At 51.3% G+C, this 26,109-nt stretch carries 24 protein-coding genes and 1 pseudogene; 14 read left to right on the top strand and 11 right to left on the bottom strand.

The genetic code is table 11. From position 1 onward, the window contains the following. Both ACPV3A_RS11285 and ACPV3A_RS11280 read left to right on the top strand, forming a co-directional pair. Positions 1–1,491, top strand: a complete 1,491-nt coding sequence (locus ACPV3A_RS11285; protein WP_194540869.1) for a PTS transporter subunit EIIC — start codon at positions 1–3, stop codon at positions 1,489–1,491. A gap of 29 nt (positions 1,492–1,520) precedes the next feature. Next, positions 1,521–2,165: an N-acetylmannosamine-6-phosphate 2-epimerase gene (locus ACPV3A_RS11280; protein ID WP_374198216.1), complete on the top strand. Its 645-nt coding sequence runs from the start codon at positions 1,521–1,523 to the stop codon at positions 2,163–2,165. Between the two features lie 142 nt (positions 2,166–2,307). Here ACPV3A_RS11280 and ACPV3A_RS11275 read toward each other — a convergent pair whose 3' ends face one another. From ACPV3A_RS11275 to ACPV3A_RS11240, 8 genes and pseudogenes are all read right to left on the bottom strand, one after another. Beyond that, entirely contained in the window at positions 2,308–3,150 is an 843-nt protein-coding gene (locus tag ACPV3A_RS11275; protein ID WP_220686587.1) for an undecaprenyl-diphosphate phosphatase, read from the bottom strand. Between the two features lie 105 nt (positions 3,151–3,255). Next, positions 3,256–3,867 carry a DedA family protein gene (locus ACPV3A_RS11270; RefSeq protein WP_113058241.1) on the bottom strand — a complete coding sequence of 204 codons (612 nt, stop codon included), beginning with the start codon at positions 3,865–3,867 and terminating at the stop codon, positions 3,256–3,258. A 43-nt stretch (positions 3,868–3,910) separates the two neighbouring features. Next, a complete protein-coding gene (locus tag ACPV3A_RS11265; protein ID WP_426199614.1) occupies positions 3,911–5,860 on the bottom strand; it encodes an ABC transporter permease in 1,950 nt (649 codons plus the stop codon). Beyond that, the gene (locus tag ACPV3A_RS11260) at positions 5,835–6,605 is read right to left on the bottom strand and encodes an ABC transporter ATP-binding protein (RefSeq protein ID WP_426199612.1); all 771 of its coding nucleotides are present in this window, start codon (positions 6,603–6,605) and stop codon (positions 5,835–5,837) included. The genes ACPV3A_RS11265 and ACPV3A_RS11260 overlap by 26 nt, the downstream gene beginning before the upstream one ends. Before the next feature lie 183 nt (positions 6,606–6,788). Beyond that, positions 6,789–7,795: pseudogene (locus ACPV3A_RS11255) on the bottom strand (sensor histidine kinase). Further along, the gene (locus ACPV3A_RS11250) at positions 7,792–8,493 is read right to left on the bottom strand and encodes a response regulator transcription factor (RefSeq protein WP_426199610.1); all 702 of its coding nucleotides are present in this window, start codon (positions 8,491–8,493) and stop codon (positions 7,792–7,794) included. The pseudogene ACPV3A_RS11255 and the gene ACPV3A_RS11250 overlap by 4 nt, the downstream one beginning before the upstream one ends. A gap of 169 nt (positions 8,494–8,662) precedes the next feature. Next, positions 8,663–10,156, bottom strand: coding sequence for a sensor histidine kinase (locus ACPV3A_RS11245; protein WP_426199608.1), 1,494 nt, complete (start codon positions 10,154–10,156; stop codon positions 8,663–8,665). Next, positions 10,153–10,839 (bottom strand): response regulator transcription factor, encoded by a 687-nt coding sequence (locus ACPV3A_RS11240; RefSeq protein WP_426199606.1) that lies wholly within the window; start codon positions 10,837–10,839, stop codon positions 10,153–10,155. Before ACPV3A_RS11240 ends, ACPV3A_RS11245 begins: the two co-directional genes overlap by 4 nt. 237 nt (positions 10,840–11,076) lie before the next feature. Here ACPV3A_RS11240 and ACPV3A_RS11235 point away from each other — a divergent pair, with 237 nt between their 5' ends. The 4 genes from ACPV3A_RS11235 (at position 11,077) to ACPV3A_RS11220 (ending at position 14,233) form a co-directional block, all read left to right on the top strand. After that, positions 11,077–11,841, top strand: a complete 765-nt coding sequence (locus tag ACPV3A_RS11235; protein WP_194540878.1) for a pirin family protein — start codon at positions 11,077–11,079, stop codon at positions 11,839–11,841. Positions 11,842–12,258: 417 nt separating this feature from the next. Continuing rightward, positions 12,259–13,065: a C40 family peptidase gene (locus tag ACPV3A_RS11230; RefSeq protein WP_194540879.1), complete on the top strand. Its 807-nt coding sequence runs from the start codon at positions 12,259–12,261 to the stop codon at positions 13,063–13,065. 189 nt (positions 13,066–13,254) lie between these two features. Beyond that, a complete protein-coding gene (locus ACPV3A_RS11225) occupies positions 13,255–13,452 on the top strand; it encodes a YwbE family protein (RefSeq protein WP_053490029.1) in 198 nt (65 codons plus the stop codon). 172 nt (positions 13,453–13,624) lie between these two features. Then, entirely contained in the window at positions 13,625–14,233 is a 609-nt protein-coding gene (locus ACPV3A_RS11220; RefSeq protein WP_426199603.1) for a hypothetical protein, read from the top strand. Positions 14,234–14,301: 68 nt separating this feature from the next. Here the strand turns inward: ACPV3A_RS11220 and ACPV3A_RS11215 are convergent, their stop codons facing one another. Next, positions 14,302–14,664: an AMP-dependent synthetase and ligase gene (locus tag ACPV3A_RS11215; RefSeq protein WP_071221902.1), complete on the bottom strand. Its 363-nt coding sequence runs from the start codon at positions 14,662–14,664 to the stop codon at positions 14,302–14,304. A 75-nt stretch (positions 14,665–14,739) separates the two neighbouring features. After that, positions 14,740–15,225: a GAF domain-containing protein gene (locus tag ACPV3A_RS11210; protein ID WP_194540881.1), complete on the bottom strand. Its 486-nt coding sequence runs from the start codon at positions 15,223–15,225 to the stop codon at positions 14,740–14,742. Between the two features lie 188 nt (positions 15,226–15,413). Between ACPV3A_RS11210 and ACPV3A_RS11205 the strand changes: the two genes are divergently transcribed. Next, positions 15,414–15,719, top strand: coding sequence for a hypothetical protein (locus ACPV3A_RS11205; RefSeq protein WP_071221900.1), 306 nt, complete (start codon positions 15,414–15,416; stop codon positions 15,717–15,719). A 101-nt stretch (positions 15,720–15,820) separates the two neighbouring features. On the opposite strand, the gene ACPV3A_RS11200 is transcribed toward ACPV3A_RS11205, so the two are convergent. Further along, positions 15,821–16,831 (bottom strand): alpha/beta hydrolase, encoded by a 1,011-nt coding sequence (locus tag ACPV3A_RS11200; protein ID WP_426199600.1) that lies wholly within the window; start codon positions 16,829–16,831, stop codon positions 15,821–15,823. Positions 16,832–17,055: 224 nt separating this feature from the next. On the opposite strand from ACPV3A_RS11200, the gene ACPV3A_RS11195 reads away from it, so the two are divergent. From ACPV3A_RS11195 to ACPV3A_RS11165, 7 genes are all read left to right on the top strand, one after another. Further along, positions 17,056–17,637: a GNAT family N-acetyltransferase gene (locus tag ACPV3A_RS11195; RefSeq protein ID WP_426199598.1), complete on the top strand. Its 582-nt coding sequence runs from the start codon at positions 17,056–17,058 to the stop codon at positions 17,635–17,637. A 1-nt stretch (position 17,638) separates the two neighbouring features. After that, positions 17,639–18,397, top strand: coding sequence for an energy-coupling factor transporter transmembrane component T family protein (locus tag ACPV3A_RS11190; protein ID WP_426199596.1), 759 nt, complete (start codon positions 17,639–17,641; stop codon positions 18,395–18,397). Positions 18,398–18,579: 182 nt separating this feature from the next. Next, entirely contained in the window at positions 18,580–19,110 is a 531-nt protein-coding gene (locus tag ACPV3A_RS11185; protein WP_071222298.1) for an ECF transporter S component, read from the top strand. Between the two features lie 4 nt (positions 19,111–19,114). Then, positions 19,115–20,746 carry an ABC transporter ATP-binding protein gene (locus tag ACPV3A_RS11180; RefSeq protein ID WP_426199594.1) on the top strand — a complete coding sequence of 544 codons (1,632 nt, stop codon included), beginning with the start codon at positions 19,115–19,117 and terminating at the stop codon, positions 20,744–20,746. 170 nt (positions 20,747–20,916) lie between these two features. Further along, a complete protein-coding gene (locus ACPV3A_RS11175; RefSeq protein WP_426199592.1) occupies positions 20,917–22,437 on the top strand; it encodes an MDR family MFS transporter in 1,521 nt (506 codons plus the stop codon). A 255-nt stretch (positions 22,438–22,692) separates the two neighbouring features. Then, positions 22,693–24,483 (top strand): sensor histidine kinase, encoded by a 1,791-nt coding sequence (locus tag ACPV3A_RS11170; protein WP_194540887.1) that lies wholly within the window; start codon positions 22,693–22,695, stop codon positions 24,481–24,483. Beyond that, complete coding sequence (locus ACPV3A_RS11165; protein ID WP_426199590.1) at positions 24,464–26,089, top strand: response regulator transcription factor; 1,626 nt, start codon at positions 24,464–24,466, stop codon at positions 26,087–26,089. The genes ACPV3A_RS11170 and ACPV3A_RS11165 overlap by 20 nt, the downstream gene beginning before the upstream one ends. Positions 26,090–26,109 lie beyond the last annotated feature (20 nt).

Below are 26,109 nucleotides of genomic sequence, written 5' to 3'. Positions count from 1 at the left end.
ATGTTTAAACAGTTGCAAAAGCTTGGTAAGTCATTTATGTTACCGATTGCAATCCTACCTGCTGCGGGTTTGCTGCTTGGGATTGGGGGAGCCTTATCGAATGCGAATACGATTGCTGCATATCCGATTCTGAATACGCGGTTTTTACAAGCTGTTTTTCAAATTATGTCGGCAGCCGGCAATGTTGTGTTTGCCAACTTAGCGCTAATCATGTGTATTGGTCTTGCCGTGGGGTTAGCGAAAAAAGATAAAGGTACTGCTGCGCTGGCCGCGGCCGTCTCGTTCTTGGTTATGAATGCATCGATTGGTGCAATGATCACGGTATTTAATCCAAGCGTTGAATCCATTGACACCGGAGTTGTAGGGGCTATTGTCATTGGTATCCTGGTTACTTATTTGAACAATCGATACCGGGGGATTCAATTACCTTCCTTTCTAGGATTTTTTGGAGGCTCGAGGTTTATTCCGATCGTCTCATCGTTTAGTGCTATTTTCGTAGGCGGGATCTTCTTCTTAATCTGGCCTACATTTCAAGGCTGGCTGGTAGCGGCAGGGACTGCTATAGCCGGAATGGGCTATTTCGGTACCTATTTATACGGATTCCTGCTTCGTCTTACAGGTGCTGTCGGTCTACACCATATGATTTATCCGATGTTCTGGTTCACAGAGCTGGGCGGTGTCGCCACGGTTGCAGGTCAGCAAGTGGTGGGTGCGCAGAAAATCTTTTTTGCCGAACTGGCTGATCCGAATCATGCTGGAATGTTCTCCGAAGGAACCCGTTTTTTTGCAGGACGTTTTGCTACGATGATGTTTGGTCTTCCTGCGGCCTGTCTTGCGATGTATCATTGCGTTCCGAAGCACCGTCGCAAACTTGTGTTTGGTTTGTTCTTTAGTGCAGCGCTGACATCGTTTCTAACAGGGATTACGGAGCCGATTGAGTTTATGTTCTTATTCGTCGCTCCTTGGTTATACGTGATTCATGCGGCTCTAGATGGTCTATCCTTTATGATCGCGGATATGTTATCCGTTCGTATCGGAAATACCTTCTCTGGCGGGGCCATCGACTTCATGCTCTTTGGGGTTCTGCAGGGGAATGCCAAAACGAATTGGATCTATGTCATTATTGTGGGGCTCTTCTGGGCTATCATCTATTACCTTGTGTTCCGCTTCTTAATTGCGAAATTCAATGTGGCGACACCTGGACGTGAAAGTGATGGGGAGAGCGTATCGGTCGAAACCAAGGACAGCATTGGAGAGACCGCGATGAAAGTGCTGAATGCGCTTGGTGGCAAGGAGAACCTGGAAGATGTCGATGCATGTATTACGAGACTTCGCGTTGCAGTCAAAGATGTATCGAAAGTAGATAAGGATACAATTAAAGAACTGGGCGCTACTGCAGTATTGGAAGTAAAAGGCGGGATTCAGGCTGTATTTGGCGCAAAAGCCGACTTAATTAAACAAAAGATAAATGAGGCTATTGGAGAAGAATAAAAGAGGATATGGCATGGAGGGAACATATTGTGAAACGAGGATTAATTGTATCATGTCAGGCTTTGCCAGGCGAACCGTTGCATAGTTCGTTTATTATGGGACGTATGGCCATTGCGGCAGCCGAATCCGGTGCGGTGGGGATCCGTGCGAATAGCGTTGAAGACATCGAGGAAATAAAGAAGCAAGTTGAGCTGCCCATTATTGGCATTATCAAAAAAGACTATCCGGGCATGCAATCGTTCATTACAGCGACCATGACCGAAGTGGATGCGCTTGTTGGTACGGGGGTTGAGATTATTGCTGTGCAAGCAACGATGGATCAGGATGAGGCATTCCTGCAATCGATCTTTACAAAATATCCTTCGCAGAAGTTCATGGCGGATATCTCCACAACGGAAGAGGGGGTGCGAGCAGATCGATTGGGGTTCCACTACATTGGAACGACCCTTATTGGTTATACACCGCAGTCCCAGCATGTGGAGAAGTTCACTGTGCTGGAAGAACTGATTAAGCAGTGTAAGAAGCCAGTCATTGCAGAAGGCAACTTCAACACACCGGAGCAGGCGGCAAAAGCGATCGAAATGGGAGCTTATTGTGTGGTTGTAGGCAGTGCCATAACAAGGCCGCAAATCATCACGAAATGGTTCTCGAATGCGGTAAACGAAATTCTATAACAAAAGAGGCATACAGTTGTACGATAGCTATCCGCGCACCCTTAATAAAAGGCGGGGCTGTCCCCAAAGTCATTGAGGATGACTTAGGGACAGCCCCGCCTTTTTTCAATCTTGTGCATTCAATATACATGAACGAACGGTTTTACAGATAAAGCACCAACGCAATAATAGCAGCGAGCACGATCCGATAGATCGCAAACGGCACCAGCTTGATCCGGTTAATCAGCTTCAGGAAGAAGCGGATGGAGATCAAGGCGAAGACGAAGGCTGCCACGAAACCGGCGATGAAGAACGGAAGAGCCTCCAGCGTGAAGTATTCCCAGTTCTTCAGCAGCGACAGTAAGCTGGCTCCGAACATGATCGGCACAGCCATAATGAAGGTGAAGTCAGCCGCTGCGCGGTGACTCATTCCGAGCATGACGCCTCCGGAGATGGTGGAGCCGGAGCGGGAGAAGCCCGGCCAGAGCGACAGACACTGAATCAGACCGACGCTGAATGCCTGTCTGTACGTAATTTGGTCGACAGTGACCACGTTCGGTTCTTTTTTCGAGCTGACTTTATCGGCAACGATCATGAAGATGGCTCCGATCACAAGTCCGATAAGCACCGTTTCGGTGGAAAATAAATGCTCGTCAATCAGGTCTTCGAACAAGACGCCCAGAACACCGGCCGGAATCAAACCGACGATAACCTGGCTGAGCTTCAATCTGCCTGTACCCGCCGGTACGCCGGCTTCAGGCTTTTTGCGTTTGAGTCCCAAGAGATCCAGGAAGCGGTCCTTAAACACAACGAGGACGGCGAGAATGGAGCCAAGCTGAATGACAACCTTGAAGGTGTTGGCTACGTATTTCGTCAGAAACTCCTCGGATTTCAGCCACATATCATCAACGATGATCATATGTCCGGTTGAGGATACAGGAGCGAACTCGGTCAGTCCCTCGACGATTCCCAGAATAATTGCTTTCAGGATGGTTAAAAAATCCATGACCTATAGTCTCTCCCTTACAAAAAATATTAAATGTAATGATATGAATGATGAATGGCATGAAGTGCGTGATTCAATCTTCAACTTTTCAGCGGGCACCCGATTTTAAGCTGACTTTCTCCGCTTGCGGAAGAAAAGGAACAGAAACGCAATCCCGGCCACAGCTATTACAGCATAAGCGATATTGGAATAGACGTCCATGAAAGCCACGATTTTTTCCCATGAACCGCCGACGGCGGCTCCCACGCATACCAGAATAACGTTCCAGATCAGTGTACCGATCGTCGTGAAGAGGAGGAACATGCCGAACTTCATGTTGGACATCCCCGCCGGGATGGAGATCAGGCTTCGGATCAGTGGAATCATGCGGCAGAACAGGACGGTCCAGTAGCCGTATTTATCAAACCACGCATCCGCCTTGCGGATGTCTTCTTTTTTGACGCGGAGGATATGTCCCCAACGATCCACGATTTTTTCAAGCCGCTCGACATCGAGCAGGCGACCAATCCCGTACAGAATAACAGCACCGGCTATAGATCCGATCGTAGCGGCAATGATAACGCCTGGCACCGTCAATTTTGTGTAGGTGGTCATGAATCCGCCGAAGGTAAGAATGACCTCGGAGGGGATTGGAGGAAACACGTTTTCCAGGGCAATCATCAGCAGGATGCCGATATAGCCGAACTGCTCCATAATATCCGTAATCCAGTTTTCCAAAAGTTACACCTCTTTCAAATGATAAGGATGCCACTGCCATCCTTTATATAAGGGTCTGCTTCAGCTTGCGCAGATATTGACTGCGGATGAAGAAGAAATACAGAACCTGCATCATCAGGAAGCTGATCAGCACGATGCCCATTTCTGCCGCAATGGATAAATAGAAGTAGCTCTGCAGCGCCACAAAAGCAAAGATGCTGTGCACAATCGCAAGGCCGATCGGTACAAAAAACAGCAGCGCCAGCTGTCCGGTGACGATCCGCCGGAACTCCTTATCGGTCATTCCAAGCCGGGATATCGTGGCATAATGCCTGCGGTCATAATCCAGATCGGCATAGAGGCGGAAGTACAGGAAGCTTCCCGCCGCGATAAAAAACACCGTACCCACAAGCAGTGCCGCGAAGAGCAGCATATTGTACAGGCTGTCCCGGAGGGCAAACAGCGTGCCGCTGACCGCCAGCGCATAAGGCTGGCCCATCTCATAACGCACCGCCCCGCGTGGGGCCAGATGAGGGACGATGCCCTCAGTCTTCGTGAAATCATCCACATAGAAGCCGGTGTACCGCTCTAGCCGGACCGGATTCGTGATGGCGGCGAAAGCTTTGTCACTGACCACAAGCCCGCCGAAGCGGGAATCGTCATCCATTTCCGGCAGCAAATATTCCGGTACGCCGACATGATCGGAATAACCGGTTTCATGCAGGAGGATTTCGGAATCATGGATCCGGTATGAAGCGTGCTCCCGATGGCGAATATAAGCTCTGTCATTTTGCGAGGCAATGAGAACAAGAGCATCCTCACCGCTCAGCGGCTGTTCATCAAATGGCAGCCCCGCCATCAGCACCGCCGCCTTATAGTCGGAGAAGGAGATCAGTGCCAACGGATTTTGCAACTGCCCGACCTGCGCGGAAGCCGGCTGGGCTTCCGTATATTTCACGCGAAACGATAGCGTTTCAAACGGTATTTTTTTCGATTCAAGCTCCTGTCGAATTTCATGTAAATGCTGCTTCTCGGAGGTGTCTCCCGTTTTGGCAAGATAGCCGATGGCAGCAGGGAAATCCTCATTGAATTGCTTCGTGAGCACCGGGATGGAGGCAAATACGCCTACCGAGCAAAAGGAAACAGCCAGCACGATGGTTACCATCGAGAACATCTGTGCATGATCCTTAAGCCGGTAATGCAGGCTGGATAGCGAGATCAGCCTGGTCCGTCTCCAGGCTAACCGGCGGCTCTGTTTCAGCCTTCGCACAAGAGCAACGCCTAGCTGCGTATACAACAGATAGGTGCCGAGCATCGTCATGAAGGTAACCGGAAACATGCGCAGCGCGAGAGTCGACGCGCTTGTCGTGGCCGCCAAGCTGTAGCTGACCACCAGCAGCACGGCTGCCAATATGGATAACCTGGGCGATGTCCTGGGCGCCGTTTTCGGCCGCTGTCCGGACTGAAACAGATCGATCAACGCTTTAGGACGCAGCAGCCAGGATGTGCACAGCGAGATGATGATAAACAGCAGCACGTAACTTGCGACCGTCAGTCCAAGCGCACGCAGGGGCAGTCGAAACGGCAGGGGCGGGATTCCAAGAAAGGCCGAACCAGCCATCAGAAACAGCTTGCCTGTAATGACGCCGAATAGGATGCCCGTTGCAATGGCGCTAACGCCGATGATCATATTTTCGAGAAATACCATCTTGTTAAACTGGCGATCCGTCATGCCATGCATGAACAGAATGCCGAACTCGCGCTTGCGCGTCTTTAGAAAGGCCCCGACGGAATACAGCACGAAGAAAAACGAGAATACATACATGATCAGCTCGGCGCCGAGCATCGCTTGGATAACAACCGGATAGAACATCTCGTCGGCTATCGAAGGATGGAACAGGAACAGGGCGCACACAAAGAAAATCATGACGGAGAATGCGCTGCTTAAGAAATAGGCCGCATAGGTCCGCTTATTCCTCAGGACATTCCTAAAAGCGAATTGTCGAAAGGTCATGACTGCCTCCCCCCAGTAAAGCCAGCATGTCGATGATTTTCTGGAAAAAGGCTTGGCGGTTGTCACCGCAATACATTTCATTATATAGTTGTCCGTCCTTGATGAACAAGACGCGGTCACAGTAGCTGGCTGCCACCGGATCATGAGTGACCATGAGAATCGTTGCGGAAGCCTCTTTACTCGATGCGGAAAGCGTCTGCATCACCTCTTTGGAGGCTTTGGAGTCCAGGTTGCCGGTGGGCTCGTCAGCGAGAATCAGGGAGGGCTCCTGAATGAGCGCCCTGGCAATGGCAGTACGCTGCATCTGTCCGCCGGAAATCTCATAGGTATGCTTATGCAGAATGGACCCGATGCCGAGTCGATCCGCGATCCGGCTCAGCCGGCTGCCCATTTCGTCCAGCGGCACGCCTTCCAGCGTTAACGGGAGAACGATATTTTCCTCAACGGTGAGCGTATCCAGCAGATTGAAGTGCTGGAAGACGAAGCCCAGCTCCCGGCGCCGAAACAGAGCGGTGTCGCTTCTGCTGAGCAGATGAGGATTGCGCCCATTGATGATCACTTCCCCGGCCGTGGACTGATCAATAGTTGCAATCAGATTGAGGAGCGTGGTTTTTCCGCTGCCGGACGGACCCATAATGCCGACGAATTCCCCTTTGGCCACGTTGAAGTGAATATTGTTCAGCGCTTGGAACGCCAATTTGCCCTCGTAGATTTTGGATAGATGCTTGACGCTCAGGATGGGCATATCTTCACTCCTCTATAACGATGATCTCATTGTAAAAGATTCGGTTGCCTCCATGCCATATTCGTAACTTACAGTTACCTTACAACCTTGTAAGGTTTCTTGAACGGCCGTAAGTTAGATCAGGGACTGCCGCTGCCATAGTATCCGAATGGGCACTAAGCAGAGGCTCCGCTTGCCATGGAGCTATTGTGCAATGTGGCCTGAAGAATCCGTGAAAATGATACGGACCGTCGTTCCTTCATCCACTTTGGATTCGATCTCGAAGGCATGTCCAAGCTTATCGCATATTTGTTTGACAAGAAACAGCCCCATGCCTGTCGATTCTTGGAACCTGCGACCGTTCTCTCCGGTGAAATAGGGGGCGAATACCCGAGGCAGGTCGCTTTGGGGAATGCCGATCCCTTCGTCCCGGATCTCAAGCACAACTTGATTCTCCCGGGTGTAGCCGTTAAAAAAGAGGGTGCCTTGTTCCTTCAGCGTATACCGAACCGCATTGGTCAGCAGCTGCGTCAGCACAAAAGAGAGCCATTTCTCGTCGGTGGCCACCGTTAGTCCGGAATCGATCCGGATGGACGGGTAAATTCTCCGCCGGATAAACAAACGCTTTTGCTCGGAAGTGACATGACGGACGATTCGTTGAAGCGGCAGGTTCTCCACGTGAAAATCATGCTCGAACGTATCAAGCCTTGCGGTATACAGCACCAGATCAAGCCCTTTTTTGAGTCGGTCCAGCTCGTCGCCGATCGCGGCGAAACGGGGATCATCGTCATCCTGAAGAATCAGGTGAATGACCGAAATCGGCGTTTTCATCTGGTGGGCCCATTGGTTGATGAACTGAAGATGTCCTTCAATTTTATGTTTATAGTTATGCAGATCCGTGGTGTAATGCCGGAACTGGATTTTAGCAGCTGATGAAGCGCTTCAGCGAGCGGAGTGTGAGAGGATTCTGCCGAGGATTCGCCGGTGAGGGATTCTCCCGGGAGTGGCTGCTCTAATCGTTTATAGAACGAACGGTTGGCAATAAAGCGAAAGGCCAGATAGCCGAGAAGCAGCAGTAAGCTGATGATGCCCGCGTATAGACTGACCGTCAAATTGCGATAACCATCCAGTCTGTAAATGAGCGTTATCAACATAAGCTGGGCAATGTATACCATTATTAAGGGACGCTGTTCTTGCAGGAATAGCTTCATGCTTCGTCCCTCCAGTTCGGTACCAGTCGATAGCCGCGACCGCGCACGGTTTGAAGGCCATCCTCGATCCCGAGGGCAGCGAGTTTCTTGCGGACGCGGGTGATGTATACGTTCAGCGTATTATCGTCCACAAAGGCCTGATCATCCCATATTTTCTCGAGAAGCCGGTCTCTGCTGACGATCTGCTCGGGCTTCTTCATTAACTCGTCCAATATTTTGGCTTCGGTATGGCTGATCTCCGTCTGGGTATGCTCAAGGGACAGAGAGAGACGTTCAACGTCGAGCGTAAGTCCGGCGACGCTCAGAACCCGCTCATTCTGAGCGACAGCATAGGAGCCGTAGGCACGCCGGAGCTGACTCTTGATTTTGGCCATGGCAATCTCGTAGTCAAAAGGTTTGGTTATATAATCGTCGGCGCCGTTTTCCAAGGCCATCACCTGATCCATTTTCCCGTCACGGGCGGAGATGAAAATAATCGGGCAGGTGGAGAGGCTGCGGAACTGGCGGCACCAGTAATAGCCGTCGTATTTTGGCAGATTGATATCCAGAAGCACAAGGTGGGGGTCATACGATTCAAATTGATCGCGTACCGTCTCGAAGTCATGAACGGACTGCGTGATGTAACCGAATTTATGAAGATACTCTTTCAGCAGGTTAACCAGTCCGGTATCGTCTTCGACAATAAAGATTTTGAACATATCGATCATAGTCCCTTCATTCGACATTCTAGTACCGACTGTATTGTACCAAATTGTAAAGATTTAAGGAAAAAATATGTTAGCAAAGACAGCGGAAACCACTGCTGAAACGAAAGGTATCTACAGACAGCCGCTCCGTGAACGAACGGTGCATGAAGGGGATTACAGGCTAAGGAATGATGCCCGGCCACTCGGCACGAAAAACCGTTCCTTGGTTGACCGTGCTGTCTACGCTCATCTGCCCCCCATGCGCGGAAATGATGGATTGGGTAATGGATAATCCAAGACCCGCACCGCCATACTGTCTGGTCCGGGATTCGTCGATACGGTAGAAGCGCTCGAACAGATGGGGGAGATGCTCCTTCGGAATCCCGGCTCCGTTATCGGCAACCCGCAATACGACCTGGTCCTTGGTTTTATTAACCGATACGGTAATCTGCCCTGTGGTAGAGTCAGTATGCTGTACCGCATTATGAAAGAGGTTGTAGATGACCTGTTTGATCTTATCGGGGTCACACCGGCACAGCACCGGTATCGTTTGAATCGCTACACTCCTGCCTTGGGCAAGCATCTGTAGATGAGGCTCCATTTCAAGCAGCAGCTGATCCAGGCGGGTCTCCTGCAGATGGAGCTCCGGCTTGCGGTCAAGCTTGGCTAACAGAAGTAAATCCTCAACCAATTTCTTCATGCGCTTGGATTCCCCGTGCATGCTGGATAGTGCAGCATGCAGCTGCTCCGGGTTGTCTGCGGCGCCGCGGCCCAGCACCTCCAGAAAGCCGTGAATCGAAGTAAGCGGCGTTCGCAGCTCATGGGAAGCATCGGCAATAAACCTCCGCATCTGCTCTTTGGCTTCGCGTTCGGCTTCAAACGCATCCTCGAGCCTTTCCAGCATGCCGTTAAACGATTCGGCCAAGCGGTCAATCTCCCGTTGACCCTGCACGGCGGGAAAACGCTCCGCCAAATTTCCGGCATCCGTGCGTTCTACGGTTTCGACCATTCGGTTCAGCGGGTGGAGCGTCCGGCGCAGCAATGGCAGGTACAATGCAATCCCCGCAGCCATGGCAAGTAAAGCCAGTACGGCAAAAATCAGCAGCTGCCGCAACAGAACGGCATGCAGCGGCTGCGTATCCAATCCAAGCTGCAGCACACCTGAGGGGCTGTTTGGGTTGCCGTAAGGACGAAAGACCATGATCTGCTCGATGCCTTCGGCATTGTCGATCACTTCATACGAAATAGGCTGACGCCCCTGGAATTTTTTCAGAATCGCTGAATAAGCCTCTACTGTCAGCTGTGGTGCGGACAGACCATTGCCAGCGGCGAGGTCGGTGTAGCCTCCGTCAGCTTCTATCTTGGCAAGCGACATATTCGGCAGAAAAAACATAGGTCTGTCTCCCTGACGTGGATTTTCCGGAAGGGCTTCGTTATTTCGCCCTGCAGACCGGTTACGCGGCTCCCGATCAGGCTCCCACACCTCCACAGGGATAGAGCGGGCCTGAAGGGATAACGCCTCGGCTTGATTGCGGAGCAGGGCATTTTTCATTAACACATATTGCAATGCGCCGATCAGCACGAGCAGAAGCGCCAAGACGATGAGGGATCGTGACAAGAGCTGCGTACGTAGAGACGTAGGTCCGGATGAACCTGTCCGATTTCGTAAACTCATGGCAAATCAACCCGGTAGCCGGCTCCGCGAAGCGTGCGAATGACCCGGTGTTCCTTATCGCTGAGCTTCTCGCGCAGGGATCGGATATAAACCTCCACGATGTTGTCCTCTCCGCCAAAGTCATAATCCCACACAATATTCAAAATGTTGGGTTTACTCAAAACACTGCCGTGTTTGGTCACAAGCAGTTTAAGCAGCTTATACTCCGTGGGTGACAGCTCAAGAGCCTCCCCATGGTATGCAATTTCTTTCTTGCGGTCGTCGATGGTGAATGGGCCAAGCTGGAGTTCACCCAGCAGGCTCGGGAACTGATTGCGCAGCCTTGCTTGAATTCGGGCAAGCAGCTCTTCGAAACTGAAGGGCTTGGCCATGTAATCATCCGCGCCAATCATGAGGCCCTTCACACGGTCATCAATCTCGTCCTTTGCGGTAAGCATGATGATCGCGACATCCCGGCCCGCCTCCTTCAACCGTCTGCATACCGCAAGTCCGTCCATTCCCGGCATCATCACATCGAGAACGATGATATGCGGCTCGAATCGGCTTGCTTCCATTATTGCACGTTCCCCATCGGGGGCCGTTCGCACCTCAAACCCTTCATTATGGAGACCAAGCTCCAGAAACTGCAGGATATGCGGCTCGTCATCCACGAGCAAAATGCGAATACGATGCATTGATTCCATAGCACAAAACTCCCCTTATCTCATTCCTTCAACTTTATCATACGTGCTCATCCTGAATGAAGACTGAACGTAAACTGAAAATAAACTGAAAAGTGATTCGCAAATATGCATCCTCAATAAGGGAATTTAAGGATGTTGATATATATTCTGTTATCGTGGATACTATCTTAAAGCCGAGACAATCAATGCAGCACCTGTTCAAGGTCATCATGGATGGGTGAAAGGAGGAGACTGGACATGATAGGAAATGTATATCCACCTGAGGATCAGAGCAAGGGCGTTCTCGATGGAGGAAGGATAACGGAGCAGAAGCCGATCGGTTTCTCCGGAGAAGGGTCTGCCGTGACCCGGGTGGGACCGCTTTTCTATTGGTCCTGGTTCCGTTCGCCCGTCGAAGGTTATATCGCGCCTCATCCCCATCAGGGTTTTGAAATCGTAACTTATATGATTCAGGGGAAGGGCGTTCATAAGGATTCGCATGGTACGCACAATGAGTTGGGGCCTGGAGGCCTGCAATTGATGAGGGCGGGTTCTGGACTAACGCACGAGGAACGTCTCACTGGGCCGGATGCAGAAGGATTTCAGATTTGGTTCGAGCCGTATCTTCGCGATTCATTGAAACAGAATCCTGCCTGTCGTCAGTATCGACCGGATTCCTTTCCGGTAACCCGCATACAGGGAGGGCTGGTTAAAACGATGATTGGCGGTTCTGCACCAACTGATTTATCCGTTGATGTGAGGATGCTGGATATTCAGATTCTGGCCGGGAACGAAGCTCAGTATGAATTGAAGTCCGGCAGGAGAGCGGCTGTGCTTGCCGTGAGGGGAGCGGGCAGCTTTTGTGCCGAAGAGGAGAGCCTCCAATTTCGTCAGCGGGACTTTATGGTAATGGATACGAAGCATGGCGAGACGCTAAGCCTTAAGGCGCAAGAGAATGTCAGGGTCATCCTGATTGACGTACCGGAAAACACTGGGTATCCGCTCTATTCCAAGAGGCCATAAGGTTAAATGTTTACAAAATTGTAGTGGAATGAAATTTAGGATGTACGATAAACTAAAGTCTGTCAGATGGGGGATACACCCGTCTGGACAGGCTTTTTTAGCTGTCGGAAGGATTCAAATATATTCTCTCATGCAACAATAACAAGAAAAGATACGTATATATGGTAAGTAGAAAGACCCAACAGAGAATTCCGGCGTTCGTTATACCGGAATGGTTGGGTTATTTTGGCATCTTTTTTTCTAAAATAATCTATTTATACTAAATTCAAGTATAAAAAGAGACTAAAGTCCCCCTCTTTACCAATAGTTGGCATGCGTTTTTGTGAGGATGGTAGCATGCGTCCCGAGACATAGCCTGTCTATAATGATTGCGGGATCACGAAAAATGACAATTTCGTCATTCCACAATCTAACGAGATGGGGGAGATCATTATTTTCTCGAAAAAAAGCTTTAAACAATTGATGGCCGGAGCGCTGTTATCAGCAGCGGTTCTTGGTTCTTACGGATATGGGTCTGTGAATGAAGTGTCTGCTGCCAGCGTGCAGTCTGTAACCAAAGGTGTAGCAAGCTCGAATGTGTACATGCGCAATCAGCCTTCGACTTCGGGTAAAGTCTTGGACCGTGTGTATAAAGGTGACAGCGTTCAAATTCTGGGCAGCAGCTCAGGGTGGTATAAGATTAAAACTTCGGAGGGTAAGCAAGGCTATGCTTCCTCTAAATATATTAACCAAAGCAGCGGCTCTTCTAACAATTCCGGCAATTCGGGAAGCACTGCGCCTTCTGCGAGTGCAAGCGTTGAAAAAGTAATCAGTGCAGGCATGAAGTATCTGGGCACGCCATATGAATTCGGTTCTAACCGCAATTCAACGAGAACCTTTGACTGCTCGGCCTTTGTCCGCCGCGCATTTATGGACGGCGCTAACATTACGCTGCCAAGCGATTCCCGCAAGCAAGGGCAGTACATCAAGGACAAAGGAACTGCTGTATATAACGTTAATCAATTAAAACGCGGGGATCTGGTATTCTTTATGAGTTACAGAGGTTCATCGGCATCCGCCTATGCCGGATTGGACAAGTCCAAACAGCGGATCACGCATGTAGCTATTTATCTGGGAGACAATAAGCTGCTGCATACGTATTCGAAACAATCCGGTGGTGTCCTGGTAGGTACCTTCGGTGATTCCTGGAAAAATCGCTTCGTGCATGGCGGAAGCGTCCTATAACGCATCAGTGTCATTTTTTCATTAAGTATATATTCATACTTAGCATGAGATAGAAGGACTGTCCGAATCGATCTGAATGATCTGTAACGGGCAGTCCTTTGTTATTCGGGATTTGCTTTTCACCATTGATTTCAGTAAGGTTGACAATAGAGAACGGACAGCATCAAGAAATGGACAGGAGGGACGACGATGAATGGTGGGCAGCGTTCCAATATCAAACCGGGACTTGAGGTTGATATCGTATTGAAGCAGGATCAGCGAACGGGCAAATTAACCCGTGGCGTGGTCAAGGATATTCTGACCAATTCCCCGAACCATCCACATGGCATTAAAGTACGCCTTCAAGATGGCCAGGTGGGACGGGTAAAGAACATTTACGAGTCATGAAAATTCAATGTATCCTGCGGCCATCATAACTCAGGCTGCCATTATATAGAACAGTTTGATTATAAGCCGATCCAAAACTTCGCAAATTTGAGGGGTTTTGGATCGGTTTTTTTGCATTTCTATGCAACATTGCCTTCAGTTCATCCGTCTGGAGGTTGAGGTGAAAGTAAAGATGAAAAGATACCTTTATATGGGGTTTATCTTGATGCTTATTATGCTAACAGGTTGTGTGAAGCAGGAGACACAGGGGGCGGCTTCGTCTGATCCTACATTGAATAATGCTGCCAGGGGTAGTCAGGCTGAAATGACCGACGGCGACTTCGTGTATCGAATCGTTAGCGAGAAAGAGAAGTATGAACAGGGAGATCAAGTTCAAGTATACGGGGAGCTGGAGTATATCGGCGAAAAGGATGAGATTACGATCGGTCATGCGGCCTCCGCCTTTTATTTCCCGATGAAAGAGCTCACAAGGGACTACAACATCAGTTACGCTATGAATGAGCCCTATATTACTACCAAGCTGAAGAAGGGCGAGCCACTGCGCGAATATTACAAAATCGGCGGCGGTTACGACAGCAGGGACGACAAAAGGTACAAGGATTTCATCCATTCGCTGAAGGATGGTTTTCCGGGCGGGCGCTACGTCGTCTACGGATCTGCGGATTTCGTGATTGATTCACAGTCGCACGGCGCGGACCAGGGCGGTTCGAGTGGGGAAGAGCCAAAGAGGTATAAGATACAAGCCGAGATCGAATTCAGCGTAAGTGAAGAGAAGAAGTAAATAATGATGGAAGGGGTATCTCGCAGGTCTTATCGACCTAGGAGATACCCCTTTTAACATTCTTATGCTTATTGGAAGCCTTGGCCCTGATGTGTATTAGGAAAACCCTGTTGGCCAAACGAAGGCTGAATGTGCTGTGTTTGGTTGTGAGCTTGCACGGAATTCTCGACTTGTCTAACGATTTGGGAGATTTGCTGATACTGCTGCATCGCTTGTTGATGGCCTTGAAGGGCAGATTGGATCATCTGTGCCGCTTGGCGTTCACGCTGAGCGAGCTCCTCCAGACGGGCTGTATTTTGCTGCTCCTGCTGCATCAGCTGCTGGTACATAGCCGAAGCCTGCTGCGTTTGTTGGGTTAGCTGCTGAAGAATTTGCTCGCACTGACGAATTTGCTGCGAAATTTGCGAGTTATTGTTATTCATTTGATACATAGCGTGTATTCCTCCTAAGAATTGTGGTTTCAAATCCTTGGTTAGTGTACGGAAGAATACGTGAAAACATCCTGATTATAAAGTGAGTTGGCCCTCCAATATATGGACAAACTCCTCCAGAAAAGCCTGGTCCTCCTGGTCGAAACGGTTCTTTAGCGGACTATCGATATCGAGAACGCCATACAATGCTCCATCCACCATTATCGGAACGACAATCTCGCTGTTCGAAGCTGCATCACAGGCAATGTGCCCGGGGAATTCATGTACATCGGGAACAAGCAGTGTCGTCTGTTCAGCCGCAGCCGTGCCGCAAACGCCACGATTCATCGGAATCCGAATGCAAGCGGGCAGTCCTTGGAACGGCCCGAGCACCAGTTCTTTGCCATCATAGAGATAGAAGCCGACCCAGTTCGTATCCGATAAAAACTGCTTGAGGAGCGCAGAGGCATTGGACAAATTGGCAATGGCATTGGGCTCATCGTGTATAAGTGCTTTTAACTGGTTCAGGACCTGGGTGTATTGCTCGCTCCGGGTGCCTTCATAGGGTGTGTTTTGAAACATGTGGATTTCCGTCCTTCCTTTATTCGCTTGGTTTTATGACCTTAGTATAAGTATATGATATTCGTCAAGGGACAAGCCACGGAGAAGAGAAGCATCAAAAGGATCCGGCTGATTCCTCTTCCAGGCGCAAGGGTAATGTATGACATGACCAGGTATCCAATTTTAATCAGATGGAGGGAGAGACCTTAATGCGGGCAGACGTACAGAATTTGTTTATCGGTATTCACATGCTCTATCACGCCCATGAGCGGGACCTAACGATCAGCGAGATGCAGCCCGAGCTGGAGCGCCATGGATATAAGGTTGGCGACCGGGAGGTTAAGCATGAGCTCGAACGCTTGACCGAGGAGAACTTTCTGACGGCTCACGGGGAAGGATACAGTCTCACTGGAGCCGGGATCGAGGAATTCAAGGAAATCCAGAGCAGGCTTAAGGAGCTTTGTGATGAAGTGCTTAAACCGGTAAATCCGAAGAAGGCAGACTCCATGGCGTAGGCAGATAACAGCATAACATTAGAAGAAGCCCCCGACTCACGCTGGTTCTTACGCGTGCAGGCGGGGGCTTTTTTGAAGGGATATGAAGTATCAGCTCCGGTCTATATCGTTTCAAGTGAGCCGTCCAACTCCAGCTGGAAAGGCGCAGCTTCCGTATCCGGCTGTGATGCTCGTTCAGCGTCCACCTGCGGTGCTCTTACGGGTTGATCTATATGTTCACGAAGGAAAGAGTGCACGCTTTCCCGATATTGCTTGGGATCAACGTGATAAGCGTTTGCATGGATAGCGCCTTCGATAAGAAGAAGTTTTTTTGGTTCCGGTTTGGCCTCAAACATCTCGATACTCATTCGGGTAGGCACGTAATTATCCTTGGTTCCATGGATAAACATAACCGGGAGCGTACTGTTCCGAACAGCACGGATCGGACTGACTTGATCGAGGCTGAACCCGGCTTTGCGCCGTATTCTGGCATTGACCCAAGACAGGAACGGCACCGAAGGGATTTTGTTAATGCGTGTAAGCTGATGCCGCATTAAATCGGTCAAATCGGAATACGGACAATCGGCGATGACAAGCTTGACCTGCGGCTCGGCAATGGACAAATATTCAAGCACGGTCCCGCCTCCCAGCGATTGACCATGAAGCCCGATGGCCACATCCTGGCCATACTGCCGAGTAAGCCAGCGTACCCACGCTTGCACATCGTGTTTCTCATAATAGCCGTATGTGGTATAACGTCCTTCGCTTCGCCCATGGCGGCGTTGGTCGATGAGAAGGACATTGTAGCCCTCTTCTGTGAACAAATTGATGAATTGGGTGGATACCGCTCGGGATCCGGTATAGCCGTGTGCGAGAAGCATCCAATGCTTGGAGCCGGGATTGTTCTCAATGGCTGCGCCGCACAGCTTTAAACCGTCAAAACTTGTGATGACGACTTCGTTCTTCTGAAGGGACTCATATTGCTCTCTGCTGTACAGTCCGGCTTTTTCCAGAACGGTGAACAGCCTAAGATCGTTCTTTACTCTCATCCTTGTAATCTGCAGATATCCGATTTGTGTAATGGCAGCGGGAATGATAACGACGGTGAACAGCAAGATAATCGCGATATTCATACTCAGATGACTTTCCTCCTTCTTCGGTACTGTTCAACGGGGCTGTAACATGCATATTGACGGAAGCCTCCCGAATCCATCAATATAGATACATCCAGCTTCTAAAGATACTGAAGGATGACCAGGACGCGGGTTAAATATTCGCTATACTCTTTTATACACGACATAGTATCACCGGAAACAGCCGATACAAGTCGGATTTTTTGCAAGGAGGTGCAAAAACCATGTATGTCTGCAAGGGAATCATTCCGGAAATGAATGGCCGGCGAATACGGCTGCGCAGGTTGGAGACGGATGATGCGGAAGCGATGTTCCGCTGCTGGTCCGATCCGAATACGAACGCTTTTCTGGATTTGCCCGCCATGCATTCGGCTGAGGACGCAAAGGCTTTGATTCATTGGCTGCATCTGCTTGCCGAGCAGGACGAGGCCATCCGCTGGGGCATCGAAGCCATCGACACAGGCCAATTGATCGGCAGCTGCGGGTTCAATATTTGGCAGCTGGATGGCGCGTTCAAAGGCGAGTTCGGCTGTGAGCTCACAAGCGCTTTTTGGGGGCAGGGCTTTATGTCGGAGGCGGCCGAAATGGCTGCGGCATTTGGGTATACGTCCATGGGACTAAACCGGATTGAAGCTTTTGTTGATTCGAGAAATGAACGGGCATGTCGTTGGTTTACGAGGATCGGCTATACGCGCGAAGGCGTCTTAAGAGATTATCGCCATACGCCAAGCGGTTATGTGGATGCCGTCGTTTTTTCACGGTTAAGAAAAGATTGGGCAAGGTCGATAGAAAGGCAGGAGTTGTAATTTGCTGATTCAATATGAGAAGGGTAACACGCTTCTTCATCGATATGATCCATTAAGCAAGCTGGTGATATTATTTTGCACCGCTGTGATAGCCATGCTGCTTGATCAGGCCTGGCAGCAGGCGTTATTCTTTCTGTTATGCATTGGACAAGCCCGATTTGCAGGCCAGGTGTCAGGCAAGCGGCTGCTTGGAGGGATCCGGCTGATTGCGATCGTTGCAGTACCCTATTTCATTCTGACCAGCCTGACGGTCAAAGGAGAGACCGCATGGCTGCAGTGGGGACCCATCTCCTTGACAGTGGAGGCGCTAAACGCTGCGGGTGCCATGACGCTCCGGATGTTTACCTTGTTTCTAACCTCGATGGCTTATATTTTGACGACAGATCCGAGAGAACTGGTAGCCGAATTGACCAGACGTCTTCGAATCCCTTACCGGTTTGCGTTTGGCATATCCGCTGCGCTAACCTTTATCCCGCTGTTGGAGGAAGAGGGAACCCATATTTTGGCTGCCCAGCAGGTACGGGGCCATCGACCACCAAGGGGCCTCGGTAACCGCATCAGCTATGGCTTGAAGTTTGTCTCGGCTGTTCTGCTCAATGCGCTGCGGCGCGTGCAGCAAACGGCGGGTGCCATGGAGTCCAAAGGCTTTGGCGCGTATCCGGAACGAACGTACCGTACGGAGGTTAACATTCCTTTATGGGCGGTCATATCGGCTGTCATGTATGTGTTAGTAACGGTTTTTGTGTGGTGGATTGTTTAAATTGTTAACCTTTTATATTAAAAATAAGGTTGACGATTGGGGCGGAAGCATGCAAAATATGAAATGAAGCATCCGAAAGTGCTAGTACAGCCAATCATGGCTGGAATTAAGGAGGACTACATTTGAATACATCATCATCTCCAAAAAAATGGTTTGCTTTTACGACCCAGGAAATTATCCTGATGGCGATGCTCGCTGCGGTCAATGCCGTTCTAACGGTGTACATAGGGCCGGTTAACAAACTGCTGAGCAGTCTTGGCGGGCCCATCGCAACTTCGACGACAACAGGCATCTACATGGTATACGGGCTCTTAGCCTATTACATCATTCGTAAACCGGGAACGGCGGTTGTCACGTTTGCGATTGGCGGCACGATTCAGGCTCTGACGGGGACGGTATACGGAATCGCTTCGTGTTTTGTGGCAGCAGGCTGTTATATGATCGTAGCCGAGACGATTTTTGCCATCTACCGCCACAAAAAGTGGAGTGCCGGCGTGCTCATGCTGGTTGGCGGCGCGATGGTACCGCTGTGGTTTCTGTTCGCGGCCAACATGTTCGGATATACGTCTTGGCCGCTTGAAGTGCTTGGTATTGCGCTGGTCGTGCGCATTCTGAGCGGCGTGCTCCTCTGCGGTCTGTTAACCAAAGTGTTAGGAGAGGCGTTAGTGAAGACAGGCCTGCTTCGCCGGTTTGCCGTCGCCGTAAAGGGATAGTTCCATGTCGGGATCAACGGTAACATGCCGGGACCTCGGATTTCTTTACGATGGAGAAGAGCGCCCGGTTATACAGGATCTCCATCTGGAGATCGAGCAGAACGGGTGGGTCGCGATCCTCGGGGCAAGCGGCAGCGGGAAGTCAACGCTGTGCCAGCTGCTGTGCGGTCTTCTTCCGCGGAGCGGCGGAGGTACAAGAACTGGGGAAGTGCTGCTTAATGGTTTCGATCCCGCCACGGCGCCGATTGCCGAGGTGGCCGAGGCGATAGGGGTATTATTTCAGGATCCGGATGCACAGCTCGTTCAGGGCATCGTAGAGGACGAGGCGGCCTTCGGTCCTGAAAATATGCGGGTTTCACCCGCTGAGATTGAGGAGCGGGTGGTGCAGTCCCTTACGGCGGTCGAGCTGTTGGAGCGCCGGATGGATCCGGTGCGCAGCCTGTCCGGCGGACAGCGGCAGCGGACGGCCATTGCCGCGGTGCTGGCGCTGCGCCCGCGGCTCTTCGTCTTCGACGACGCCTGCGCCAGCCTGGATGCCGCGGCGCAGGCGAACTTCCTGCAGCTGTGCCGCAATCTGCAGGCGGAGGGCCGGACGCTGATCACCGCGTCCGGCCGCTTTGACGATGTCGCGCGCGCCGCAGGGCGCGTCATCGTCCTGGACGGCGGCACCGTCGTGCTCGACGGGCCGCCGGAGGAGCTGCTGCACCGCTGCGGGGAGCAGTTGGTGCAGCTGGGCTTGCTGCCTCGGCCCGCAGGCGAGGCAGCGGGTGCCGCCGCCGGGGACAAGCCTGTCCCGGCGGCAACTCCTCCGCAGTCGGCTGAACCCCGTGCGGAAGTGCCGATCCCCACAGGTTCCCTGCCTGCATCGGTATCCCGTGCGGAAGTACCGATTCCCGCAGGTGACGTGCCTGCGGCGGTACCCAATGCGGAAGGCGCGAGGCTGTCTGCCGTCTCCCCGCTGCTCCAGATTGATTCGCTGACGTTTGCCTATCCCGGCGGCCGGGAGGCGCTGCGCGATATCGATGCGAAGATTGATCCCGGCGACTGGGTGCTGCTGACCGGGGAGAACGGGTCCGGCAAAACGACCCTCAGCCGCCTGATCATGGGACTGCTGCAGGCCCCGGCAGGCAGCATACGCTGGCAAGGGGAAGATACGAAGGGAATGGCCGTCTACCGCAGAGCCGAGATGATCGGCTATGTGTTCCAGCAGCCGGAATATATGTTTACCGCCCCGAATGTGTGGGAGGAACTGATTTACAGTCTTCATGGAGGGGTGTCCGTGAAGAAGCGTCCGGAGCTGTCTGCTGGCCAGCAGCAGCGCGCTAGGTTTCTTTTGGAGAAAGCGGGACTTACGGATCGGCTTCAAATGTCTCCCTACCTGCTCAGTCAGGGGGAGAAGCGCCTTCTGAGCATCATCAGCCAATTGATGCTGCAAAGAGCGCTGTACATCCTGGACGAACCGACGTCGGGGATGGACTATGCCGCCATCGATAAGGTGATCGAGCTGTGCCGTTTTGTCATTGGGGAAGGTTCGGCCATATTGATGATTACGCACGATCCCGAGCTCATGAAGAGACATGCCACTTCCTTTATTCATCTGCGAAGCGGGAAAATGACTGTGCAACCTTCGTTGTAACCCTTACAATAGAAATGTTACATGATGTGAAAGCGCTCCTGGTATCGGGAGGCGCTTTTATGCTGTTGGCCCCGGTTTTTATCCTTATCAGAAGGACACATATCGGAAACCTGATACAGCAGGGACTGGAATTATGCCGGGGCTGTCTAGAGTAAAGGGGACGAAGGAACGTGGGTGTATTAAAACAAGACAAACGCAGTTATGTCCTGGTCGGTATTTTGTTATCCACCTTCATGGCTGCGATCGAAGGAACGGTAGTCGGCCCGGCGGGACCGGCCATTATCAGCAGCTTCGGCAGCGTAAGCCTCATGAGCTGGATTTTTACGGCCTACCTGCTGACGATGGCGGTAACAACGCCGATCTTCGGTAAAATAAGCGATTTATATGGACGCAAGCCCGTATTTTTATACGGCTCGCTGATCTTTCTCGTAGGCTCATTGCTGTGCGGCCTGTCGCAGAACATGACGCAGCTGATCATATTCAGGGCAATCCAAGGAATTGGGGCCGGTGCGGTTATTCCGGTGACCTTTACGATTGTCGGAGACATTTACAATCTGGAGGAACGAGGGAAGATTCAGGGGATGATCAGCTCCGTATGGGGTATCTCTTCTCTGATCGGACCGCTGCTTGGCGGGTATTTCGTGGATTACCTGTCCTGGCACTGGATCTTTGTTTTTAATGTACCGTTTGCGCTGTTATCGATATGGCTGATTTTCCGTTATTTCAAAGAGGAGCGCACCACCCGCGAAGTATCGATCGATTACGGGGGAGCGGCCCTGTTTACCGTGGGAATGACGGCGCTGTTGTTTGCGCTCGCGGTAGGCGGCGGAGAGAGCTATTCCTGGACTTCTCCGTTCATGCTCGGTTTGATGATCGGTTCCGTGGTGCTGCTCCCTGCGTTTCTGGTGGTGGAGAGCCGGGTGAAGGAGCCGATGCTGCCGCTCCATCTGTTCAAGATCCGGGATATTACGGTATCGACGGTAGCCAATATTCTGGTAAGCGCGCTTATTATCGGGCTGACCACGTATTTGCCGCTGTGGATTCAAGGGGTTCGGGGCGGCAACGCGACCTTGTCGGGCCTGACATTAGCCCCGATGTCGATCGGATGGCTGATCGGTTCGATTATCAGCGGGCGCTTGATCATTAAATCCGGTTCCCGGAAAACGGCGATTATCGGCGTCGTATTTCTAATCATCGGAGCGGTGGGATTGGCGTTCATGCATAAGGATACGGCGCTGGGAGTGCTGCTGGTCTTTACGTTCATTTATGGGGTCGGCTTCGGATATATCTCCACCTTGTTTCAGATCATCGCGCAATCTTCGGTGGGTTATGAGGTCCGGGGAGCTTCCACGGCGCTGAACTCCTTCATCCGCACGTTCGGTCAGACCGTGGGCGTAGCGGTGTTCGGATTATGGGTCAATGCGGGAATTGCGGGCAGACTTGCGGCGGAGCCGGATGCCGCAGGCATTACCAGCGACGATATTAATAAGCTGCTCTCTCCGCATGGCATGGCTGAACTGCCCGAAGGTTCAGGCAGCCTGCTGAGCGGAATACTGGAGGGCAGCCTGAATTCCCTGTTTGTGGTGATGGCGGTGATGGCGGTGATCTGTATGCTGATCGTGGCCGCCTTCCGCAATGCGCCTCCTGAACCCGAGACGGGAACGGAAGAGACACAGCCGTCAGGCCATTGATGGATGGACTCATGTAAGGCATATATTTTTTCATAGCATATTTAACAGGATCCCGGTCTCTCAGGCCGGGATCCTGTTTTCTTGTTTAGTGCAACTCTTTGCGGACGCTAACGCGTTTCGCAACAATCCCTTCGAAAGTGTCTGAAATCTTGCTAATATGCCCTACACGGTGCAGGGTGAACTCCGATATAATAAACATATTTCGCTCTATAAATGAATTTCTCATACTACATAAACCCAAGGGGCTGCCGATGTATGTCCAAATTTAATCTGTTCCGAAAAATCATGCTGTTTATTTTCCTGATGTTGATTCCGATTGTCGGCCTCTATTTCTATTCGAACCAAACCACGACAAACGTGCTCAGCAAGGAGCTCAGCCAATCGAATACGAACCAGCTCGTCTTCTTTCAGAATCAGGTGAACACAAATATCGATATATTGGCATCGTGGCCGAATTTGCTGCTGCATGACCCGGATATTTCAAGCTTTCGGGATATTTATTTGCAGGATAAATATCTGAACCTGGACGCGATTAACCTCGTGAAGCAGATCCAGACGAAGCTGAGCATACAGGAGAGCTCTTCGAACTGGCGCAGCCATCTGGCCATTTATTCCCCGTCCCTTGGGCGGGTGGTCACCGAAAGCGATGCCGGCTTTTACTCGCCAGAAGAGCTTGCGGAGGACGTGAAGCCGGGCTGGCAGGTTACTTCTTATGATGAGGGGAGCGATCGGCGGTTCCTGTTTGTCTGGTATTCGGTGGCACCGTATTCCACCCAGCATCATACAGGCAAGGCGAATACCGTGATCAAGGTTGAATTCGACAGCACCAACATTCAGGATATGCTGGACCGCTTTAAAAGCGACGGAAGGAGCGATCCGTTCTACTATAAACCGGATACCGGCGTTATTTACAACCGTACCGCGGACCAGGAACTGATTAACCATATGATTGCGGAGCTGGGTCGGGAGCCGCTTCAAGACGTGGAGAACCGCGTGAAGGAAGTGGGCGGCAAAACCTATTCGGTCAGCATCGTATTATCGGAAACGACCGGATGGTATTTGATAGACTATATTCCGCTATCGGACATTATGAAGCCGATCCATACGTCCAACAGGCTCTTTTATATATCGATCGCCGCATTGCTCTTGATGAGCTGCCTCGCCGCATACCTGCTGTACTCCCAGGTCCAGGTTCCGATCAAGCAGCTGGTTTATGTGTTCCGCAGGCTGCAGGCCGGGGATTACGCGGTGAGGATGAAGGTATCGGGCCGAAACGAGTTCAGTTTTCTGGCTACGAGATTCAATTCAATGGTGGAGCAGATCCAGGAGCTGTTCGAGCATGTATACATGGAGAAGATCCACGTCAGGGAAGCGAAGCTGAAGCAGCTGCAGTCCCAGATCAATCCCCATTTCTTCTATAATTGTTTCTCGTTTATCACCAGTATGGCGAAGCTTCGGAAATACGAAGCCGTCGTGGCGATGTCGCACAACTTGTCCCGGTATTTCCGGTATACCACGCGTCAGGAAAGGGAACTGGTTCCCTTGCCCGATGAGATGGAGTTCGTTACGCATTATTTGGAAATACAGCAGATGCGAATGAGGCGTCTGAAATATCATCTCGATTTGACGGAAGAAGCTGAAGGCATGGAGATCCCGCCGCTGGTCATTCAGCCTTTGGTAGAGAATGCCGTACTGCATGGCATTGAACCTCATTCGGGTGATGGCGAGATCAGGGTAACCTTCCGAATTCTGGACGGCATGGCCTGCATCCAAGTGGACGATAACGGAATAGGCATGAACGGGCAGAAGCTGGCCGAGCTGGAGGCTCGGTTGAACAAGCCGATGGATCAGGAGATGGGATGCGGCGTCTGGAATGTTCACCAGCGCATGCGGCTGCGTTATGGCGAAGAAGCGGGCCTGCGGTTTGCGGAATCTCCGCAGGGCGGCGTACGGGCTGTGCTCTATTGGCCGCTGCCGGATCGCTCGGAAGGAATCAATCAAAGTCAGGGCAGGGGGCAGGGAATGAATGAATATCTTATTGGTTGATGACGAGAGTTATGTCACGGAAAGTTTATATCAGACGATACCATGGCGTGAGCTGGATATTGAAGAAGTGTATCAGGCTTCTTCCGCCTTGGAGGCGATCGACCTGCTGGAGGAGGAGGACATCGATGTGGTGGTCACGGATGTTCGGATGCCGGTCATGACCGGCCTGGAGCTGATGGAGACCATAACCGAGCGGTGGACGCATATCCGCTGCATTTTGCTTACGGGTTATTCGGATTTTGAATATGCCAAGCAGGCGATTCGGCTGCAGGCATCCGATTACATTTTGAAGCCGGTGGACGATGATGAATTCATACGCAGCGTGAGCTCCGCCTTGGCGTCAATCAAGGAGGAGCGGAAGGAGCTTGGGCAGTACCATCAGTTGATGTACAGCCGCAAATCGGATCTCGGCATTCTGCGAAACAGCCTCATGCATGATCTCTTGCTTGGACGCGAGATCCCGCGCCCTTCACTCGAACACAAGCTGCATGAATACGAGATCCCGCTCCGAACAGACCGGCGGACGGTCATGCTGCTGATCCAGCTCGGGCAGAAATTTACAAGGATGGACGAACATTCGGTCAGCCTGATGGAATATGCCATCGGTAATATTGCGGAGGAGGTATTTGCCGAGCTGCTCCATGTATGGTCCAGCAAAACGCCGCATAACGGCTTGATTCTGTTAGCTCAGTCCAAGGTTGAAGAAATGAATCCATTCGCGGATTCCCGCGCATTGAAACAGTATGTAATCCAGTTTCAACAGGATGTGGACAGCTATCTGAAGGGAAGCATTTCAGTTCTCGTGTCGGCCTCCTTTGATTTTCCGAAGGAATTGGCATCCGTTTACCGGTCGGGATTAAGCTCGCTTTACCTCTGGCGAAACGGAGATCATGAAGCCATCCGGTTTGCTGAAGACCATGATGGCCGGCTGCGTGAGCCTGTATGGGACGTGACCCAGGCTTTTGCCAAACCGCCCAGTCTGCTGCATCTGCTGGAGACAAGGCAGTGGGATGCCGCCCGGGACAAAATAGAACAAGTCTTTGCAGAGATTGAAACCGCATTCATTGGGCAGACGGCGTTGTATGAAATGTTTTTATCGGTTGCGAATGCCTTTATGTACCTGGCTCATAAGCAGGGCCATTACGTTCATCAGCTCGATCAGGCCGGCTGGGATCCCCTGTATATTCAGCAGGTGGTTCAGTCGGCTGCGAAGCTGCGTTCCTGGTCGCTTGATATGCTGAACAAACTTCATGATATCTCCTCCGAGCAGGAGACAACGAGCAAAAGCCATATCATCAAACAGGTTCAGGAGATGGTGACTGCCGATTCGGGTCATGACCTGTCCGTCAAGACGATTGCGGACCGGGTATTTCTGCATCCGGTGTATTTATCCAAGATTTATAAGAGTGAAACCGGAGAGGGACTTGGCGATTATATTATCCGCAAGCGAATGGAGCGGGCGTTATACCTGCTGAAGCATACAAACAAAAAGATTTATGAAATTACCGCTGAGCTTGGCTACCAGAACCCGCAGTATTTTAGCAAGATGTTCCGGAAGCACTACGGGATGACGCCGAACGAATACAGAGACCAAGGATGTTGCTAAAGGTGCAGAAATCTTCGATT

This window comes from Paenibacillus sp. Dod16 (assembly GCF_049893405.1).
Taxonomy (GTDB): domain Bacteria; phylum Bacillota; class Bacilli; order Paenibacillales; family Paenibacillaceae; genus Paenibacillus_AQ.
The sequence above is the reverse complement of the archived record's forward strand: the minus strand, read 5'-3'. Positions and strand labels throughout refer to the sequence as shown.

What these genes read in the sequence shown, in the direction of transcription:
- ACPV3A_RS11285 (WP_194540869.1), top strand. Translation starts at nt 1, where the DNA reads ATGTTTAAACAGTTGCAAAAGCTTGGTAAGTCATTTATGTTACCGATT.
- ACPV3A_RS11275 (WP_220686587.1), bottom strand. Translation starts at nt 3,150, where the DNA reads ATGGATTTTTTAACCATCCTGAAAGCAATTATTCTGGGAATCGTCGAG.
- ACPV3A_RS11265 (WP_426199614.1), bottom strand. Translation starts at nt 5,860, where the DNA reads ATGACCTTTCGACAATTCGCTTTTAGGAATGTCCTGAGGAATAAGCGG.
- ACPV3A_RS11260 (WP_426199612.1), bottom strand. Translation starts at nt 6,605, where the DNA reads ATGCCCATCCTGAGCGTCAAGCATCTATCCAAAATCTACGAGGGCAAA.
- ACPV3A_RS11250 (WP_426199610.1), bottom strand. Translation starts at nt 8,493, where the DNA reads ATGTTCAAAATCTTTATTGTCGAAGACGATACCGGACTGGTTAACCTG.
- ACPV3A_RS11245 (WP_426199608.1), bottom strand. Translation starts at nt 10,156, where the DNA reads ATGAGTTTACGAAATCGGACAGGTTCATCCGGACCTACGTCTCTACGT.
- ACPV3A_RS11240 (WP_426199606.1), bottom strand. Translation starts at nt 10,839, where the DNA reads ATGGAATCAATGCATCGTATTCGCATTTTGCTCGTGGATGACGAGCCG.
- ACPV3A_RS11235 (WP_194540878.1), top strand. Translation starts at nt 11,077, where the DNA reads ATGATAGGAAATGTATATCCACCTGAGGATCAGAGCAAGGGCGTTCTC.
- ACPV3A_RS11230 (WP_194540879.1), top strand. Translation starts at nt 12,259, where the DNA reads ATGGGGGAGATCATTATTTTCTCGAAAAAAAGCTTTAAACAATTGATG.
- ACPV3A_RS11225 (WP_053490029.1), top strand. Translation starts at nt 13,255, where the DNA reads ATGAATGGTGGGCAGCGTTCCAATATCAAACCGGGACTTGAGGTTGAT.
- ACPV3A_RS11220 (WP_426199603.1), top strand. Translation starts at nt 13,625, where the DNA reads ATGAAAAGATACCTTTATATGGGGTTTATCTTGATGCTTATTATGCTA.
- ACPV3A_RS11215 (WP_071221902.1), bottom strand. Translation starts at nt 14,664, where the DNA reads ATGTATCAAATGAATAACAATAACTCGCAAATTTCGCAGCAAATTCGT.
- ACPV3A_RS11210 (WP_194540881.1), bottom strand. Translation starts at nt 15,225, where the DNA reads ATGTTTCAAAACACACCCTATGAAGGCACCCGGAGCGAGCAATACACC.
- ACPV3A_RS11205 (WP_071221900.1), top strand. Translation starts at nt 15,414, where the DNA reads ATGCGGGCAGACGTACAGAATTTGTTTATCGGTATTCACATGCTCTAT.
- ACPV3A_RS11200 (WP_426199600.1), bottom strand. Translation starts at nt 16,831, where the DNA reads ATGAATATCGCGATTATCTTGCTGTTCACCGTCGTTATCATTCCCGCT.
- ACPV3A_RS11195 (WP_426199598.1), top strand. Translation starts at nt 17,056, where the DNA reads ATGTATGTCTGCAAGGGAATCATTCCGGAAATGAATGGCCGGCGAATA.
- ACPV3A_RS11185 (WP_071222298.1), top strand. Translation starts at nt 18,580, where the DNA reads ATGGCGATGCTCGCTGCGGTCAATGCCGTTCTAACGGTGTACATAGGG.
- ACPV3A_RS11180 (WP_426199594.1), top strand. Translation starts at nt 19,115, where the DNA reads ATGTCGGGATCAACGGTAACATGCCGGGACCTCGGATTTCTTTACGAT.
- ACPV3A_RS11170 (WP_194540887.1), top strand. Translation starts at nt 22,693, where the DNA reads ATGTCCAAATTTAATCTGTTCCGAAAAATCATGCTGTTTATTTTCCTG.
- ACPV3A_RS11165 (WP_426199590.1), top strand. Translation starts at nt 24,464, where the DNA reads ATGAATATCTTATTGGTTGATGACGAGAGTTATGTCACGGAAAGTTTA.